Origin of the sequence: Kitasatospora sp. NPDC001603 (genome assembly GCF_040298365.1) — a bacterium.
Classification (GTDB): domain Bacteria; phylum Actinomycetota; class Actinomycetes; order Streptomycetales; family Streptomycetaceae; genus Kitasatospora.
On sequence record NZ_JBEPAA010000090.1, the window covers coordinates 1 to 15,606 of the forward strand.

At 74.4% G+C, this 15,606-nt stretch carries 14 protein-coding genes; 5 read left to right on the top strand and 9 right to left on the bottom strand.

Going from position 1 to position 15,606, the window contains the following annotated elements; all coding sequences use genetic code 11:
• The first annotated feature begins 178 nt into the window (after positions 1–178).
• Together ABT263_RS33940 and ABT263_RS33945 are read left to right on the top strand one after the other, a co-directional pair.
• Entirely contained in the window at positions 179–799 is a 621-nt protein-coding gene (locus ABT263_RS33940) for a GDSL-type esterase/lipase family protein (RefSeq protein WP_352296527.1), read from the top strand.
• Between the two features lie 64 nt (positions 800–863).
• The gene (locus ABT263_RS33945; RefSeq protein ID WP_329487070.1) at positions 864–1,820 is read left to right on the top strand and encodes an aldo/keto reductase; all 957 of its coding nucleotides are present in this window, start codon (positions 864–866) and stop codon (positions 1,818–1,820) included.
• Positions 1,821–1,946: 126 nt separating this feature from the next.
• On the opposite strand, the gene ABT263_RS33950 is transcribed toward ABT263_RS33945, so the two are convergent.
• From ABT263_RS33950 to ABT263_RS33965, 4 genes are all read right to left on the bottom strand, one after another.
• Positions 1,947–2,600, bottom strand: coding sequence for a GNAT family N-acetyltransferase (locus ABT263_RS33950; protein ID WP_352296529.1), 654 nt, complete (start codon positions 2,598–2,600; stop codon positions 1,947–1,949).
• Between the two features lie 76 nt (positions 2,601–2,676).
• Positions 2,677–3,354, bottom strand: a complete 678-nt coding sequence (locus tag ABT263_RS33955; RefSeq protein ID WP_329487068.1) for a nitroreductase family protein — start codon at positions 3,352–3,354, stop codon at positions 2,677–2,679.
• Positions 3,355–3,430: 76 nt separating this feature from the next.
• Positions 3,431–5,068 (bottom strand): ABC-F family ATP-binding cassette domain-containing protein, encoded by a 1,638-nt coding sequence (locus ABT263_RS33960; RefSeq protein ID WP_352296532.1) that lies wholly within the window; start codon positions 5,066–5,068, stop codon positions 3,431–3,433.
• A gap of 99 nt (positions 5,069–5,167) precedes the next feature.
• Positions 5,168–6,391 (bottom strand): trypsin-like serine peptidase, encoded by a 1,224-nt coding sequence (locus tag ABT263_RS33965; protein ID WP_352296535.1) that lies wholly within the window; start codon positions 6,389–6,391, stop codon positions 5,168–5,170.
• A gap of 458 nt (positions 6,392–6,849) precedes the next feature.
• Here ABT263_RS33965 and ABT263_RS33970 point away from each other — a divergent pair, with 458 nt between their 5' ends.
• Entirely contained in the window at positions 6,850–8,457 is a 1,608-nt protein-coding gene (locus ABT263_RS33970) for an ABC-F family ATP-binding cassette domain-containing protein (protein ID WP_352296538.1), read from the top strand.
• A gap of 110 nt (positions 8,458–8,567) precedes the next feature.
• Here ABT263_RS33970 and ABT263_RS33975 read toward each other — a convergent pair whose 3' ends face one another.
• From ABT263_RS33975 to ABT263_RS33995, 5 genes are all read right to left on the bottom strand, one after another.
• Positions 8,568–9,227: a Pr6Pr family membrane protein gene (locus ABT263_RS33975; protein WP_352296541.1), complete on the bottom strand. Its 660-nt coding sequence runs from the start codon at positions 9,225–9,227 to the stop codon at positions 8,568–8,570.
• Between the two features lie 195 nt (positions 9,228–9,422).
• Entirely contained in the window at positions 9,423–10,100 is a 678-nt protein-coding gene (locus ABT263_RS33980; protein ID WP_352296544.1) for a response regulator, read from the bottom strand.
• Positions 10,097–11,380: a sensor histidine kinase gene (locus ABT263_RS33985; RefSeq protein ID WP_352296546.1), complete on the bottom strand. Its 1,284-nt coding sequence runs from the start codon at positions 11,378–11,380 to the stop codon at positions 10,097–10,099. Before ABT263_RS33985 ends, ABT263_RS33980 begins: the two co-directional genes overlap by 4 nt.
• A gap of 224 nt (positions 11,381–11,604) precedes the next feature.
• On the bottom strand, positions 11,605–12,693 hold the full coding sequence (locus tag ABT263_RS33990) for a hypothetical protein (RefSeq protein ID WP_352296549.1): 1,089 nt from the start codon (positions 12,691–12,693) through the stop codon (positions 11,605–11,607).
• Positions 12,694–12,700: 7 nt separating this feature from the next.
• On the bottom strand, positions 12,701–12,850 hold the full coding sequence (locus ABT263_RS33995; RefSeq protein WP_329487060.1) for a hypothetical protein: 150 nt from the start codon (positions 12,848–12,850) through the stop codon (positions 12,701–12,703).
• Positions 12,851–13,128: 278 nt separating this feature from the next.
• Here ABT263_RS33995 and ABT263_RS34000 point away from each other — a divergent pair, with 278 nt between their 5' ends.
• Positions 13,129–14,388: a CaiB/BaiF CoA transferase family protein gene (locus ABT263_RS34000; protein ID WP_352296552.1), complete on the top strand. Its 1,260-nt coding sequence runs from the start codon at positions 13,129–13,131 to the stop codon at positions 14,386–14,388.
• A gap of 10 nt (positions 14,389–14,398) precedes the next feature.
• Positions 14,399–15,541, top strand: a complete 1,143-nt coding sequence (locus ABT263_RS34005; protein WP_352296554.1) for an acyl-CoA dehydrogenase family protein — start codon at positions 14,399–14,401, stop codon at positions 15,539–15,541.
• Positions 15,542–15,606: the final 65 nt, after the last annotated feature.

A 15,606-nucleotide genomic window follows, 5' to 3' on the forward strand; every position in this document is an offset into this window, starting at 1 on the left:
CAGGCGTCCCCTCCAGTGGGTCGGTGTGAGCGAGCATCGTCCCACACCGGCGTGGACGGGGGGTGGCGCGGGTGCGCCAGGACGGGTGCCGACCGCGCCGACAGGCCGGGGCCGGGGGGGCGGCGTCCACCCTGTGGAAAGGTGCCCGGCGTGGTCGGCCGCGCCCTACCGTGACCGGATGATCGAGGACTTGCGCATCTGCTTCATCGGGGACTCCTTCACCCAGGGCGTCGGTGACCCGGAGTACCGCGGCTGGGTCGGCCGGGTGCTCCAGGAGACCGGCCGGGCGGCGCCCGCCGAGCTCACCGCCTTCAACCTGGGCGTCCGGCGCAACACCTCCTCGGACGTGCTGCGCCGGATCTGGCCGGAGCTCGACGCCCGGACCCTGCCGGGCGCGGACAACCGGCTGGTGGTCTCGGTCGGCAGCAACGACGCCACGCCGCAGGACGGCGGACCCCGGGTGGCGCCGGCCCGCTGCCTGGCCAACCTGACCGCGATCCTGGACGGCGCCCGCGAGCGCGGCCTCGGCGTGCTCGTGGTCGGGCCGCCGCCGGTGATGTGCTGGGGCCGGGACCACCTGGAGCCGCTGCTGGACCTCGCCGGGCGGATCGCCGGGCTCTGCTCCGAGCGCGGCGTGCCGTTCGTCGACGTGACGGCCGCGCTCGCCGCGGACCGGGTCTGGGCGGCCGAGGCGGCGGCGGGCGACGGCGCGCACCCGGGCGCCGGCGGCTACCGCGTCCTCGCCGATCTCGTGCTGTCCGGCGGCTGGCGGAACTTCGTGCGGGGCGCGCGGGCTTGACCTTGAGCGCACTCGAAGGGAGAGGCTGGTGCCGTTGATCCACGACACGAAGGAGCACCGGAAGATGCGTACCACCACGCTTGGTCAGCAGGGTCCCGAGGTCGGAGTGGTCGGTCTCGGCTGCATGGGCATGACCTGGGCCTACGACCTGCGCAACCGTGACGACGACACCTCGGCCCGGGTGATCCGCGAGGCGCTGGACCTCGGCGTCACGCTGATCGACACCGCCGACATCTACGGCCCGTACAGCAACGAGGAGGTGGTCGGCGCCGCCCTGGCCGGCCCGTACCGGGAGCGCGCGGTGCTGGCCACCAAGGTCGGCCTGGTGCCGGGCACCGGCGACCGGCGGGTCGACAACGACGGTCGGCCCGAGCACGTGCGGCGCGCGATCGACGAGAGCCTGCGCCGTCTGGGCACCGACCACGTCGACCTCTACCAGCTGCACCGGGTCGACCCGGAGGTGCCGATCGAGGAGACCTGGGGCGCGCTCGCCGAGGCCGTCGCGGCCGGCAAGGCGCTCCGGATCGGGCTCTCCGAGGTCACCGTCGAGGAGATCAAGCGGGCCCAGGCGGTGCACCCGGTGGCGTCCGTGCAGTCCGAGCTGTCGCTGTGGACCAGGGACGCGCTGGCCGAGGTGCTGCCGTACACCGAGGCCGAGGGCATCGCCTTCCTGCCGTTCTCGCCGCTCGGCCGGGGCTTCCTGACCGGCAGCATCTCCTCCCTGGACGAGCTGCCGGCGGACGACTTCCGCCGCTCGCTGCCGCGCTTCCAGCAGGACGCGCTGGCGGCCAACCTGGCCCTGGTGGCGAAGGTGAAGGAGGTCGCCGACCGGGTCGGCGCGACGCCCGCGCAGGTCGCGCTGGCCTGGGTGCTGGCGCAGGGCCGGTACGTCCTTCCGATCCCGGGCACCAAGACGCCGCGCTACCTGGTGGACAACGCCGGGGCGGCCGACCTGGTGCTCTCGGCGGCCGACCTCGCCGAGCTGGACGCGCTGCCGGCGCCGACCGGCGGGCGCTACTGACCGGGTGACGGGCCGGGCTGCCCGGCCGGGCTTCCTGGGCCGGTCTTCCTGGGCCGGGCTCCCGGGCCGGGCTCCCGGGGCCGGCGGCACAGGGTGCGGGGCCGACCGGGCCGGCCGGCCCCGCGCTCAGCGCTCCTTGACCCAGACCAGCTGCCGGCCCGTCTCACCGGGCGCCCGGACCGCCGCGTCGGCGATCCGGGCCAGCCGGAAGCCGAGCTTGCGCGGCACGGCCGCACTGGCGGTGTTGGCCTGGTCGCAGTGGATCTCCACCCGCCGGACGCCGGGCAGCGCGAGCGCGGCGGCGCTCAGCGCCCCGGCGGCGGCGGTGGCGATGCCCCGGCCGCCGTGCTTCGAGCCCACCCAGTAGCCGATCTCCAGCGCCCCCGGCCCGATCCGGCCGTGCAGGCCGAACGAGCCGATGACGCTGCCGGGTTCGGCGTCCAGGCCGACCAGGTAGATGAAGTCGGTGCCCGCGTCCCAGGCGGCCGCGCCGGCCGCGGTCAGCTCGGTGGTCTGCGCCAGCGTGGGGGCCGCGGCGGCCCACTCCAGCCAGGGCCGCAGATGCTCCAGATCGGTCCGGACGGCGGCGTTCAGCGCGCGCGCGTACGCGGCCGAGCGGCGGCGCAGGGAGATCCCGCCGGCCAGCCGCAGCAGTTCCGGCGGCCGGCCGGTGGAGATCTCGCCCGGGGGCGGTCGGCGCCGTCCGGTGCCGGATCCGGTGGCGGGGGCGGTGGCAGGGCCGGGTACGTCCTCGCAGGGTGGTGGCGTGACGTGCGTCATGACAGCGATTATGGGCGGGCCCCGGAACGCCGGCCACCGCCGAACCGCGGGGGAGCCGGCGCCGCCCCCGGGCGCGTCAGAGGCGTGTCAGCACGTCGTCGAGCTCCTTGCGCCGCAGGTCGGGGACGCGCGCCCCCTCCGCCGGATAGCCCACCGGGATGACGTAGGCGGCCCGCTCCTCAGCCGGCCGTTCGCACACCTCGTTGAGGAACTTCATCGGGCTCGGGGTGTGGGTGAGCGTGGCCAGGCCCGCCTGGTGCAGGGTGGCGAGCAGCAGTCCGACGGCGATGCCGACGGACTCCTTGGTGTAGTAGGGGCGCGGCGACCGCGGGCCCTTGTGCACCTCGAAGACGACGATCACGGCGGGCGCGTCCTCCAGGAACGGCTTCCGCCAGTCGGTGCCGATCGGGGCCAGCGCGGCCAGCCACTCCTCGGAGGCCCGGTGCGCGTAGAACTCGCGCTCCTCGGCCTCGGCGGCCTCGCGCAGCCGCCGCTTGCGCTCCGGATCGGTGATCACCACGAACCGCCAGGGCTGGACGTGCGCGCCGCTGGGCGCGGTGTTCGCGGTGCGGATCGCCCATTCGACGACGCCGTCCGGGATCGGGCGGGTCGCGTAGTCGCGGACGGTCCGGCGCCGCGCCATCACGTCGTGGAAGGACCTGCTGCGTGCCTCTGCCTCGTGGGCGGGCACCGTCATCGGGATCAGCGGGACGGTCGGGTAGGCGGGCGTCCCTGCCACTGCACTGTCAACCATGGCCGACAGCACAGCACATGACGGGCGGTCCGGGAAGAGTCCCGGACCGCCCGATCGTACGAATGGACCAGACCACTCAGCTCTCGTGGACGCGCCCGCCGCGGACCTCGATCCGCCGGTTGACCTGCACCGTGTCCAGCATCCGCCGGTCGTGGGTGACCAGCAGCAGCGTGCCGGTGTACGAGGCCAGCGCGGACTCCAACTGCTCGATGGCGACCAGGTCCAGGTGGTTGGTGGGCTCGTCCAGCACCAGCAGGTTCACGCCGCGGGCCTGGAGCAGCGCCAGGGCCGCCCGGGTGCGCTCGCCGGGGGAGAGGGTGTCGGCCGGCCGCAGCACGTGCGCCGCCTTCAGGCCGAACTTGGCCAGCAGGGTGCGCACCTCCTCCGGGCTCAACTCCGGTACGGCGGCGGCGAACGCGTCCGAGAGCGGCTCCCCGCCCAGGAACAGGCCGCGGGCCTGGTCCACCTCGCCGACGACCACGCCCGAGCCCAGCGCGGCGTCGCCGCCGTCGAGTTCGAGCCGGCCGAGCAGCGCGGCCAGCAGGGTGGACTTGCCCGCGCCGTTGGCACCGGTGATCGCGACCCGGTCGGCCCAGTCGATCTGCAGGTCCACCGGTCCCAGGGCGAAGTCGCCGCGCCGGACGGTGGCCCCCCGCAGGGTGGCGACCACGGCGCCGGAGCGCGGCGCGGTGGCGATCTCCATCCGCAGCTCCCACTCCTTGCGGGGCTCCTCGACCACGTCGAGCCGCTCGATCATCCGCTGGGTCTGCCGGGCCTTGGAGGCCTGCTTCTCGGTCGACTCGGTCCGCATCGCGCGGCCCATCTTGTCGTTGTCGCCGGCCTTGCGGCGCGCGTTGCGCACCCCGTGCTCCATCCAGCCGCGCTGCATCCGCGCCCTGGCCTCCAGGCCGGCCTTGGTGTCGGCGTACTCGTCGTACTCCTCGCGGGCGTGCCGGCGGGCCACCGCGCGCTCCTCCAGGTACGCCTCGTAGCCGCCGCCGTACAGGTTGACCTGCTGCTGGGCGAGGTCCAGCTCCAGCACCCGGGTGACCGTCCGGGCCAGGAACTCGCGGTCGTGGCTGATCACCACGGTGCCCGCGCGCAGGCCCTTGACGAAGGACTCCAGGCGCTCCAGGCCGTCCAGGTCGAGGTCGTTGGTGGGCTCGTCGAGCAGGAAGACGTCGTAGCGGGAGAGCAGCAGCGAGGCGAGGCCGGCCCGGGCGGCCTGGCCGCCGGAGAGCGCGGTCATCGGCAGGTCCAGCGAGACCGTCAGCCCGAGCGAGCCGGCGACCTCCTCGGCCCGCTCCTCCAGATCGGCGCCGCCGAGGTCCAGCCAGCGGTCCAGGCTGGCCGCGTAGTCGTCGTCGGCGCCGGGGCGGCTCTCGACCAGGCCCTCGGTGGCCAGGTCCAGGGCCGCCTGGGCGGCCGCCACGCCGGTGCGCCGGGCCAGGAAGTCCCGGACCGACTCGCCCTCGCGCCGCTCCGGCTCCTGCGGCAGGTGGCCGATGTTCGCGCCCGCCGGGCTGAGCCGCAGCGAGCCGCCCTCGGGGGTGTCCAGCCCGGCCAGCAGCCGCAGCAGCGTCGACTTGCCGGCGCCGTTCACGCCGACCAGCCCGATCACGTCACCGGGGGCGACGACCAGGTCCAGGCCGGAGAAGAGGGTGCGGTCGCCGTGGCCGGCGACGAGGTCCTTGACTACGAGTGTGGCGCTCATGATGTCTCCGATTCTAGGAGAGCGGGGGAGCGCGCCGGGGCCCGCGGCGGGAAAGGCCGCGGGCCCCGGGGCCGGACGTGCTGCCGGATGTGACTCAGGTCACTTCGTCTTCTTGGAGATGTACTCCAGCGCGTGCTGGGCGACGTCGTCCAGGTAGGGGCCGGCCTCCCAGGTGTTGTCGTTGCCCCCGATGGAGGTGTCCGAGACCAGCACCTGCTTGCCGTCCTTGGTCGCGAACCAGCCGCCGCCGCTGTCGCCGCCGGTGCCGTTGCAGCCGATGGTCAGCATCGCCGGGCGGCTCGGGTCGATCGTGTGGCGGACCGGCTTGCCGCTGTCGCAGTGCTCCAGCTCCATGCCGTCGAAGGGCTTGCCGGCCGGGAAGCCGTAGCTGCTCACGGCGGAGATCTGGTCGCGCGGGGCGTTGAACCAGACCGGCACTGAGCCGCCGACGACCTCCTCCAGCGACTTCTTGCTGCCGTCCGGGTTGGCCACCCGGATGATGCCGAAGTCGTACTGGCTCCACGGGCCGCCGTACTCCGGGTCGGCCTCGTCCGCCCAGGTCGGGGAGACGATGCCGGCCACCGCGCCCCACTCGCCGTACGGCTCGGCCTGCGCCAGCGGCGCCTGCTTCCCGCCGCTCAGCACGCCGGTGCTGTTGAAGGCCGGGGCGAAGGTGATGTTGGTGTGCGACTTGCCGCCCTTGCCGCCGTGCAGGCAGTGGCTGGCGGTCCACACCAGGTTGCTCTTGCCGGGGTTGGCCGGGTCGGAGATCACGGTGCCGGAGCAGACGTACTCCTGCGCGCCGTCCTGGAAGAACAGCTTGCCGTTCACGTGGAAGTTCTTCGCGTACGGGTGCGGGACGGGCTTCTCCTGGACGACCTTCGGCAGCGGGTCGTTGCCGTTGTCCGCCGGCGGCTGGGAGCCCGGCTGGCTCGGCGTCGCGCCGGTGGGCTGGGCCGTGGGCTGCGCCGCGGTCGGCTGGCCGCTGGGCTCCTTGGCCGGGCCGGGCTTGTACGGCTTGGCCTTGAGGATCTTCTGGAGGTCCCAGAAGCCCTGCACGGCCGGGGTGATCACGTTCTGCTGGGCCCACTTGTCCCAGTCCTCGAACTTCCACTTCTTCAGCTCGTCGAGGGTGGGCAGCTTGACCGGGGCGGCGCCCGGTGTGCCGGTGCCGGCCCCGGTGGTCGCGGCGGCGGTCGGCGCCGCGGTCTGGGCCCCGGTGGCGTCGCTGTTGTCCGGACCGCACGCGGTCGCGACCACCATCGTCAGCGTGACGACGGAGGCGCCCAGCGCAGCACGCGTGGTCCGGGATATCGGTGACATGAGTTCAGTTCCCCCTGTGGATGCGTGCCATGCCGCCCGAGCCGCAGGCATGGCAGGTGAGGAGTCTGCCATGCGGGCGGCGGCGCCCCCGCCCGAGGGTCGGACCGGGGCGGAGCTGTCACGGGATCGGCACGTGATCCGCACGGAATTAATCGCTTGCCGGGCCCCGGGAGCCTCCGTACCGTGGTTCGTGCCACCCGCCAGAACAGGAGAAGGCCGTTGCTCTACTGAGGTCCCGAGACACCGCCCCCCGCCGCCCCGCAGCCCTGCTGCCCGCGGTGTGTGCGTGTGCGAGTGCGCGACCTCAGTGGTGAGCCGGCCCGGCATCCCTCCGTCCGACCTTCGGCGGTCCTCGCTGTCCGCCCGGCCCCGCCACGCTCCGGGCCCCTCCACGCGCCGCCTGCGGTGTCTCCCGTGTTGCTCCCCAGACCGCCTGCAACCACCCGGGAGGCCTCCCCATGGCATCACCCAGTACCGCTGTCCTCTGCACCGACCTCGGCTTCGAGTGGCCCGACGGCACGACCGTGCTCGACGGCTTCCACCTCGCCGTCGGCCCCGGCCGGACGGGCCTGATCGGCCTCAACGGCGCGGGGAAGTCCACCCTGCTGCGCCTCGTCGCGGGCGAACTCACCCCCACCGCCGGCGCCGTCAGGGTCGGCGGCGAGCTCGGCTACCTGCCGCAGGGCCTCACCCTCGACACCGGGCTGAGGGTCGACGAGGCGCTCGGCATCCGGGCCACCCGGGAGGCGCTGCACGCCATCGAGTCCGGCGACACCGACCAGCGCCACTTCGACGCCGTCGGCGACGACTGGGACGTCGAGGAGCGCGCCCGCGCCACCCTCGACCGGCTCGGTCTGGACCGGCTCGGCCTCGACCGCACCACCGGCGAACTCTCCGGCGGCGAGGCCGTGCTGCTGCGGCTGGCCGCCCTGCTGGTGCGCCGGCCGGACGTCCTGCTGCTCGACGAGCCGACCAACAACCTCGACCGGTCCGCCCGCGAGCGGCTCTACGAGACGGTGGCCGGCTGGAGCGGGGTGATGGTGATCGTCAGCCACGACCGCGAGCTGCTCCAGCACGTGGACCAGATCGCCGACCTCAGGGACGGCCAGGTCACCTGGTACGGCGGCAACTTCGCCGACTACGAGCGGACGGTCGCCGCGCAGCAGGAGACGGCGGAGCGGCTGCTGCGCAACGCCGAGGCCGATGTCCAGCGCCAGAAGCGGGACTTGGTCGACGCCCGTTCCAAGCTGGACCGCAGCGCCAGCTACGGCAGGAAGCGCTCGGTCACCCGCAACGACCCGCACATCTTCGCGGGCAAGCTGAAGCGCCAAAGCCAGGAGACCGCCGGGCGGCTCCAGGGCATGCACACCGAGCGACTGGAGGAGGCCAAGCAGCGGCTCACCGCCGCCGAGGAGGCGGTCCGCGACGACGCCGAGATCCGGATCGACCTGCCCCGCACCGCCGTGCCGGCCGGGCGCACGGTGCTCACCCTGCAGAAGGTCCGGCTGCCGTACGGCACCACCGCCGACCTCGACCTGCGCGGACCCGAGCGGATCGCCCTGATCGGCCGCAACGGCGCCGGCAAGTCCACCCTGCTGCGCACCATCGCGGGCGAACTCGCCCCGCTGGAGGGGGAGATCACCACCCCGGTGCCGCTGCGCCACCTGCCGCAGCGGCTGGACGTGCTGGACGACGGGCTGAGCGTCGTGGGGAACGTCAAGCAGTTCGCCCCGGCCGCGGGGGACAACGCGATCCGGGCCAGGCTGGCCCGCTTCCTGTTCCGCGGCGGCCGGGCCGACCAGCTCGCCGCCACCCTCTCTGGCGGCGAGCGGTTCCGGGCCACGCTGGCCGCGCTGTTGCTGGCCGATCCGCCGCCGCAGCTGCTGCTGCTCGACGAGCCGACCAACAACCTCGACCTGGCCAGTGTCCGCCAGCTGACCCAGGCGCTCGCGTCCTACCAGGGGGCGCTGATCGTCGCCAGCCACGACCTGCCGTTCCTGCGCGGCCTCGGGATCACCCGCTGGCTGGAGCTGGACGGCGAACTGCGGCCGGTGGGCCCGCGGTAGCCGGCCGGCGCCGGGGCCCGGCCCACCGGGTCGGGCCCGATGGCGGGGTCGGCCCGGGCGGTCGGCGCCGGCGCCGCTTCACGCCCCGGTTCAGGCTTTGGCGGGCCGGTTCAGGCCCCGGTGGGCTCGGTCGCGGGCCGCAGCTTGCGGGCGACCAGCGTGCCGAGCCGGTCCAGGCCGACCACCGTGGCCGCGAGGACGACGAACTCGACGGTCAGCAGCGCGATCTGGCCCCAGACGTAGCCATAGCCCTTGGTCGTCGGGTCGAAGAAGAAGTACGGGTACGGCAGCGGGTAGTTGGAGAACAGCCCGTTGCGGGCGAGCACGATCGCCGCGTAGCCGAGCGGGAAGGCCAGCCAGAGCGGGATGTCGCGCCAGGCGGTGGCGTTGCGCGGCTTCAGCGTCAGCCAGTCGATGATCACCATCACCGGCGTGACGTAGTGCAGGAAGAAGGACGACCAGTGCTGCAGCTTGTCCGGCCCGTCGAAGAGCCCGGGCAGCGGGTTGGCGCCGTGCTCCAGCAGGATGTGCGAGACCAGCCCGGTGATCAGGATGTAGAGCGTGGCCGCCCCGCGCAGCCGGGGGGCGGGCGCGTCCACCGTGCCGCGCTTGACCATCCAGTAGACCGCGCCGATGAAGTAGCCGAGCACGATCACGTTGCTCTGGATGGTGAAGTAGACCAGCGGGGCGGTCTGGAGGGTCAGGCCGAGGCCCGCCGAGAGCACGATGCCCATGCGCCACCAGAGCGCGGGGCTGGTCCGGACTGACATGCGGTCACCAGTTCGTTTCAGGCGATACGGGAGGTATCGGGTGGAAGAGGGGGGATCGACGCACTCTACTCGTTGGTAGGGCCGGGACGGAAGAAACGTCACCGCAGGTGGCAGGCCCCCGGCCCCGGCCGCTCCCTCGTCCCGCCGTCACCCGGCCGCTCCCCCCCGCCACCCGGCCGCTCCCTCTCCCCGCCGTCACCCCGGCAGGACGAAGCCCGACTCGTACGCGGCGATCACCGCCTGGGTGCGGTCGCGGGCGCCGAGCTTGGCCAGCACGCTGCCGACGTGCGTCTTGACCGTCTCCGGGCTGAGCACCAGCCGCCCGGCGATCTCGCCGTTGCTGAGCCCGGCGGCCATCAGCCGCAGGACCTGCCCCTCCCGCTCGGTGAGCCGCCCGATCGGCCCGTGCCCCGACGCGGCCGCCGACCGCCCCGCCGGCCGCTGGCGCAGCGCGAGTTCGCGCACGGCGGCCGGGTAGAGCAGCGAGTCCCCGCGCGCGACCAGCCGCACCGCCTGCACCATCTCCTCCGCGCTGGCCCGCTTCAGCAGGAACCCGGCGGCGCCGGCCCGCAGCGCGTCGTACACGTGGTCGTCGTGCTCGAAGGTGGTGACCACCAGGATCCGGGGCGGCTCGGCCATCCCGCCGACCAGCTGCTCGGTGGCCCGGATGCCGTCGATGCCGGGCATCCGGACGTCCATCAGCACCACGTCCGGGCGCAGCTCGCGCACCAGCGGGACGACCGCGGCGCCGTCCGCCGCCTCGCCGACCACGGTGAGGTCCGGCTCCGCGTCGATCACCACCCGCAGGCCGGTCCGCACCAGCCGTTCGTCGTCCGCGATCACCACCCGGACGGTTCCGGTCGGGTCGTTCACCGTGCTCCCTCCAGCGGTAGCCAGGCGGTCAGCCGCCAGGTCGTCCCGTCGTCCGTCGGTCCGGCGGCGCAGCCGCCGCGCAGCACCGCCGTCCGCTCGCCGATCCCGCGCAGCCCCCGGCCGCCGCCGGGGCGGCTGGGCCGGGCCTCGCCCAGCGGATTGGTCAGTTCGATCTCCAGCCGGTCCGCCGCCAGGCCGACCCGGAGCCCGGCGGGCGCCGGCCCGGCGTGCCGCAGCACATTGGTCAGACCCTCCTGGACGATCCGGTAGGCCTCGCGGGAGACGGCGGCCGGCAGCCGGTGCAGCCCGGGGGCCAGCTCGGCGTCGACCTCGACGCCGGTGCGGGCGAGCTGGCGCAGCAGGTCGTCCAGCCCCGCCAGGGTCGGTCCGGCGGACTCCGCGTCCGCCCGGTCCTCCTCGCGGAGCAGCCCGAGCACCGCGTCCAGCTCGGCGACGGCCGCCCGCGCGGTCTCGGCGATCGCCCGCAGTGCCCCGGCGGCGAAGTCCGGGTCGGTCCGCAGCACCCGGGCCGCCGCCGAGGCCTGGATGCCGACCGCGCCGAGCGCGTGGCCGACCGAGTCGTGCAGCTCGCGGGCGAGCCGGTTGCGCTGGGCGAGGACGGCGGCCCGCCGTTCGGCGGCGGCCAGCCGCTCCTCCGGGGTCGGGCCGAGCAGCACCGGCGCCCACCGGGCCAGCAGGGCGCCGCAGCCGGCGCTGGTGGCGAGGATCAGCAGCAGGAGCGCGAGGCCGAGCACCGGTCCGGGCAGCCAGGCCGGGAACCCGCGGTCCTGCCAGAAGCGCACCACGCCGTCCACCGCCGGCCCGCCGAGCGGAGTGATCACCAGCACCACCGCGAACGGCGTCCCGGCCAGCGTCATCCCGCTGACGATCCCGCCGAACAGCACGTGCAGCACGTACCAGGCGGCGCTCCGGCGCCTGGCGGCCCAGGACCTGGCCGGCCCGGCGGAGACCTCCTCGGCCCGCTCCGGCGCGCAGAGCGCCCGTGCCGCCGCCCCCTCCAGCGACCGGACCGTCGGCACCAGGGCGGTGACGGCGGCCATCGGCAGCGAGAGGGCGAGCGCGGCGAAGTAGAGGAGGACCTGGACCACGGAGCCGTGCGCCGGGTCGAGCGCCCCGAGCAGGACGGTCGAGAGCATCCAGTACGGCATCAGCAGGGCGCCGCCGAGCACCAGGTGCACCCAGCGCAGCCGGGCCCGCCGGCCCAGCAGCGCACCGCCGATCCGCCGCGCGGTGCCGCCCGCGCCCACCCCCGTGATCACCCGGCCGACTCTACGTCAGCGGTCCCGGTGCCCGGGGGGTCCGGCACCGCCTGCCCGGCCAGGGCGACCCCGCCGGCGGAGATCGTTGTGGTCATGCCCCCCACCCTCCCGCGGACGGGAGCGCCGGCGCCTCCTCCCACCACACGATCCGCCTCCCCCGCCAGGGGGAGCCGGCCGGCCCGGGTGTCCTCCCCGGAGACCCGGGCCGGCCGGCCGCGGACGGGCTACGGGATGATCGGCTCGCAGCCGACCGCCTTGCCGCCGGCGACGAGGAACTGCCGCCAGAGGTCGGCGGTGTCGGGGAAGAGCCCGCTGCCGGCCACCCCGGGGCTGTACTTCCGGTCCAGGTGGAAGTAGGTGGACTTGCCCTGGCACGTGGCGACCACGTTCTCGCCCGAGGACCCGATCCACCGGGCGCGCCCGTAGGCCTCCGTACGCGCGTCCTGCGGGTCCAGCGCGCTGACCCGGGGGTCGGTGGTGATCGTGAAGGAGGCCTGAGTGTTCAGGCCGCTCGGGGAGGAGATCGCACAGGACCAGACCGGGGCGAACCCGGCGGTCACCGTCTGCCGGTACCCCTCGCCGGCCTGTGGGTCCCGGGCCGGCGCCATGCCGGGCAGGCCGCAGACGTTGCCGAGGTCGGCCGGTTGCGGGGTCGCCGCGGCGGACAGGCCGGACGGGGCGGGGAGCCCGCCACCGCACCCCTTGCTCTCGGCGGCGGTGTTGGCGAACGCCACGGCCAGCGCCGCCATCCCAGCGGCGCGGCCGCCGACCGTGTCGTCCGACCCGAGCAGCCGGACCTCGGCCCGCATGGCCTTGGGACAGCCGTCCGGGAGCAGCGCCCAGGCACGGGAATCCAGCACGGCGCCGGTGGAGCCACCGGCGAACAGCCGGGCCTCCGGTGCTGTCGGCGGCGTGACCTCGTCCTGGGGGAGCGCGAGGGCGAGCGCCGCGGACCGGCCGGTCGGGCCGAACAGCCCGTACGAGACCGTCACCCGGCAGGCAGCGGTCCGGTCGTAGGCGCCGGGCGACCAGCCGTCGCTCTTCTCCTCGCTGATCCGCCCGGGCCCCAACGCGGTGTGCACCTCGTCCGCCGTCGCGGCGCCACCGCAGACCGTGTCCGGCCCCAGCGCGTTCGTCAGTTCGTACAGCAGCACCCCCGAGGCGGCGGCCGTGATCGCCACGATCACGGCCGCCGCCCGCAGGCGCAGCCGCCGGGTGGTGAAGCCGCGCCGGGTGAGGGCCTCGTCGGTGCGGCGCAGCGCGCCCGCGGTCCGCTCCGTGCTCCCGTCCGCGCGGTCCTGTTCGGCCGTCATGGCGTCCTCACCCCCTGCCGAGCGCACCGTTGTAGGTGCGGTCGATCGCCGTCGAGTAGTTCTGGGTGACGCCCTCCATGAGCTGTTGGGTCACGCCGCCGGTGGCGTCGACGTCCCGTTGGGAGACGCCCGACAGCACCGCCTTGTACTCGATCATGGACTTGAGCTGCTCCTCACCCGCGGAGTAGTTCTTGCTGAGGTCGCCTCTGCTTCCCTTCCTCTGACGAGAGATCAGAGCCACTCCGACAACAGGGCGACCGTACAGGCCCGCCCCGTAGGTGTACCGACGCACCCTCCGTCACCCCGGTTGCGCCCGCCGTGTCAGGGATTCGGCGGGCCGTGTCGACGGGTGAAGGGTCTTGTTACCGGCGGGTCGCTTCCCTATCATCGCGAGTGTTACAGCTTTACTGTCAAACCCCGAGGGGGCGGTCGCCAGTGCGTGACCCGAGCAGTCCCGGCCCGCTGGCCGGGGTCCGGGTGGTCGAGCTCGCGGGGATCGGCCCCGGGCCCTTCGCGGGCATGCTGCTGGCCGACCTCGGGGCCGACGTGGTCCGGGTGGACCGGCCCGACCCCTCACCGCTCTCCCAGGACCCGGCCTACGACGTCACCAACCGCAACAAGCGCTCGGTGCTGGTCGACCTCAAGTCCCCCGGCGGGCCCGCGCAGGTGCTCGACCTGGTCGAACGCGCCCACCTGCTGATCGAGGGCTACCGCCCCGGAGTCGCCGAACGCCTCGGCGTCGGCCCCGAGGCCTGTCTCGCCCGCAACCCCGCCCTGGTCTACGGCCGGATGACCGGCTGGGGTCAGGACGGACCGCTGGCCGCCCGGGCCGGCCACGACATCGGGTACGCGGCGGTGGCCGGGGTGCTCGGCCTGATCGGATCGCCCGAGCAGCCGCCCGCCGTCCCCGCCAACCTGCTCGGCGACTACGCCGGCGGCTCGCTCTACCTGGTCGTCGGTCTGCTCGCGGCCCTCCATCACGCCGGTGCGACCGGCGCCGGCCAGGTCGTCGACGCCGCCATCGTGGACGGCGCCGCTCACCTCACCACCGTGCTCTGGGGGCTGCTCGCGGCCGGGCAGTGGCAGGACCGGCGCGGTGTGAACCTGCTCGACGGCGGTGCGCCCTGCTACGCCGTGTACCGGGCCAAGGACGGCGGCGACCTCGCCGTCGGCGCGCTGGAGCCGCGGTTCTACGCCGAGTTCGCCCGGCTGCTGGAGCTCGGTCCGGACGCCCCGGGCCAGTACGAGGTGGCCCGCTGGCCCGAACTGCGGGCGCGGATCTCGGCCCGCTTCGCCACCCGTACCCGCGCCGAGTGGGAGGCCGTCTTCGCCGGTTCCGACGCCTGCGTGGAGCCGGTCCTGACGATGCGTCAGGCTGCCTCGTACGGGCACCTGGTGGCCCGGGGGACGTACGTCGAGGCGGACGGCGTCACCCAGCCGGCGCCGGCGCCCCGGTTCTCCGCCACCCCCGGCACGCTGCGCCGCCCGCCGGCCCGGCCGGGCGCCGACACCGACGAGGTGGCCCGCGACTGGGGTGTGCCCGCCCTGCTGGCCCCGCCGGGCTCACCTGCTGGGCCCGCTGAGCCCGCTGTCCCCGCTGTCCCTGCCGACCGGGCCGTCCCGGATTCCCCGGACGCCCCCGAGTCCCCGGATTCCCCGGATTCGCCGAATTCCCTGGGCTCCGAGGCCCGTTAAGGAGCTTGCCGTGGAACGCGACATCTACACCGAGGAGCACGAGGACTTCCGGGCGACCGTCCGGTCCTTCCTCGCCAAGGAGGTGCTGCCGCACTACGACCGCTGGGAGCGGGCCGGCATCGTGGACCGCTCCGCCTGGCTGGCCGCCGGGCGGCAGGGGCTCCTCGGGCTCGCCGTCCCCGAGGAGTACGGCGGCGGGGGCGCCGCCGACTTCCGCTACGCCGCCGTGCTCGCCGAGGAGTTCGCCCGGGCGGGCGCCTCCGGCCTGGCGCTCGGCCTGCACAACGACATCATCGGCCCGTACCTCACCTCGCTCGCCACCGACGAGCAGAAGCGCCGCTGGCTGCCCGGGTTCTGCAGCGGCGAGCTGATCACCGCCATCGCGATGACCGAGCCCGGTACCGGTTCCGACCTCCAGGGCATCCGCACCCACGCCGTGGACCAGGGCGACCACTACCTGCTCAACGGTGCCAAGACCTTCATCTCCACCGGCATCCTGGCCGACCTGGTGGTCGTGGTCGCCAGGACCACCCCCGAGGGCGGTTCGCGCGGGCTGAGCCTGCTGGTGGTCGAGCGCGGGACGCCCGGCTTCGAGCGCGGCCGCAACCTCGACAAGATCGGCCAGAAGGCCCAGGACACCGCCGAGTTGTTCTTCGAGGACGTCCGCGTCCCCAAGGCGAACCTGCTCGGCGAGGAGCACCAGGGCTTCCTCTACCTGATGCGGAACCTCGCGCAGGAGCGGCTCACCATCGCGGCCGCCGCGATCGCCGGCGCCGAGTACCTGGTCGAGATCACCACCGAGTACGTGAAGCAGCGCGAGGCCTTCGGCCGGCCGCTCGCCAAGCTCCAGCACGTCCGGTTCGAGATCGCCGAGATGGCCACCGAGTGCGCGGTCACCCGGGCCTTCGTGGACCGCTGCATCACCGAGCACAACCGCTACGCGCTCACCCCGGCGGACGCCTCGATGGCCAAGTGGTGGGCCACCGAACTGCAGAAGCGCACCGCCGACCGCTGCCTCCAGCTCCACGGCGGCTACGGGTACATGACCGAGTACCCGGTCGCCCGCGCGTTCACCGACGGCCGGATCCAGACCATCTACGGCGGGACCACCGAGATCATGAAGGAGATCGTCGGGCGCTCCCTGCTGGGCTGACCCCGGTCCCCGCCCCCCGCCCGCCCGGCGAAGCGCCCGCCAGGCCGCGGAACTCCCGCCCCGGC

Coding starts and splice junctions, on each gene's coding strand:
- ABT263_RS33940 (WP_352296527.1), top strand. CDS start 179: ATGATCGAGGACTTGCGCATCTGCTTCATCGGGGACTCCTTCACCCAG.
- ABT263_RS33945 (WP_329487070.1), top strand. CDS start 864: ATGCGTACCACCACGCTTGGTCAGCAGGGTCCCGAGGTCGGAGTGGTC.
- ABT263_RS33950 (WP_352296529.1), bottom strand. CDS start 2,600: ATGACGCACGTCACGCCACCACCCTGCGAGGACGTACCCGGCCCTGCC.
- ABT263_RS33955 (WP_329487068.1), bottom strand. CDS start 3,354: ATGGTTGACAGTGCAGTGGCAGGGACGCCCGCCTACCCGACCGTCCCG.
- ABT263_RS33960 (WP_352296532.1), bottom strand. CDS start 5,068: ATGAGCGCCACACTCGTAGTCAAGGACCTCGTCGCCGGCCACGGCGAC.
- ABT263_RS33965 (WP_352296535.1), bottom strand. CDS start 6,391: ATGTCACCGATATCCCGGACCACGCGTGCTGCGCTGGGCGCCTCCGTC.
- ABT263_RS33970 (WP_352296538.1), top strand. CDS start 6,850: ATGGCATCACCCAGTACCGCTGTCCTCTGCACCGACCTCGGCTTCGAG.
- ABT263_RS33975 (WP_352296541.1), bottom strand. CDS start 9,227: ATGTCAGTCCGGACCAGCCCCGCGCTCTGGTGGCGCATGGGCATCGTG.
- ABT263_RS33990 (WP_352296549.1), bottom strand. CDS start 12,693: ATGACGGCCGAACAGGACCGCGCGGACGGGAGCACGGAGCGGACCGCG.
- ABT263_RS33995 (WP_329487060.1), bottom strand. CDS start 12,850: ATGATCGAGTACAAGGCGGTGCTGTCGGGCGTCTCCCAACGGGACGTC.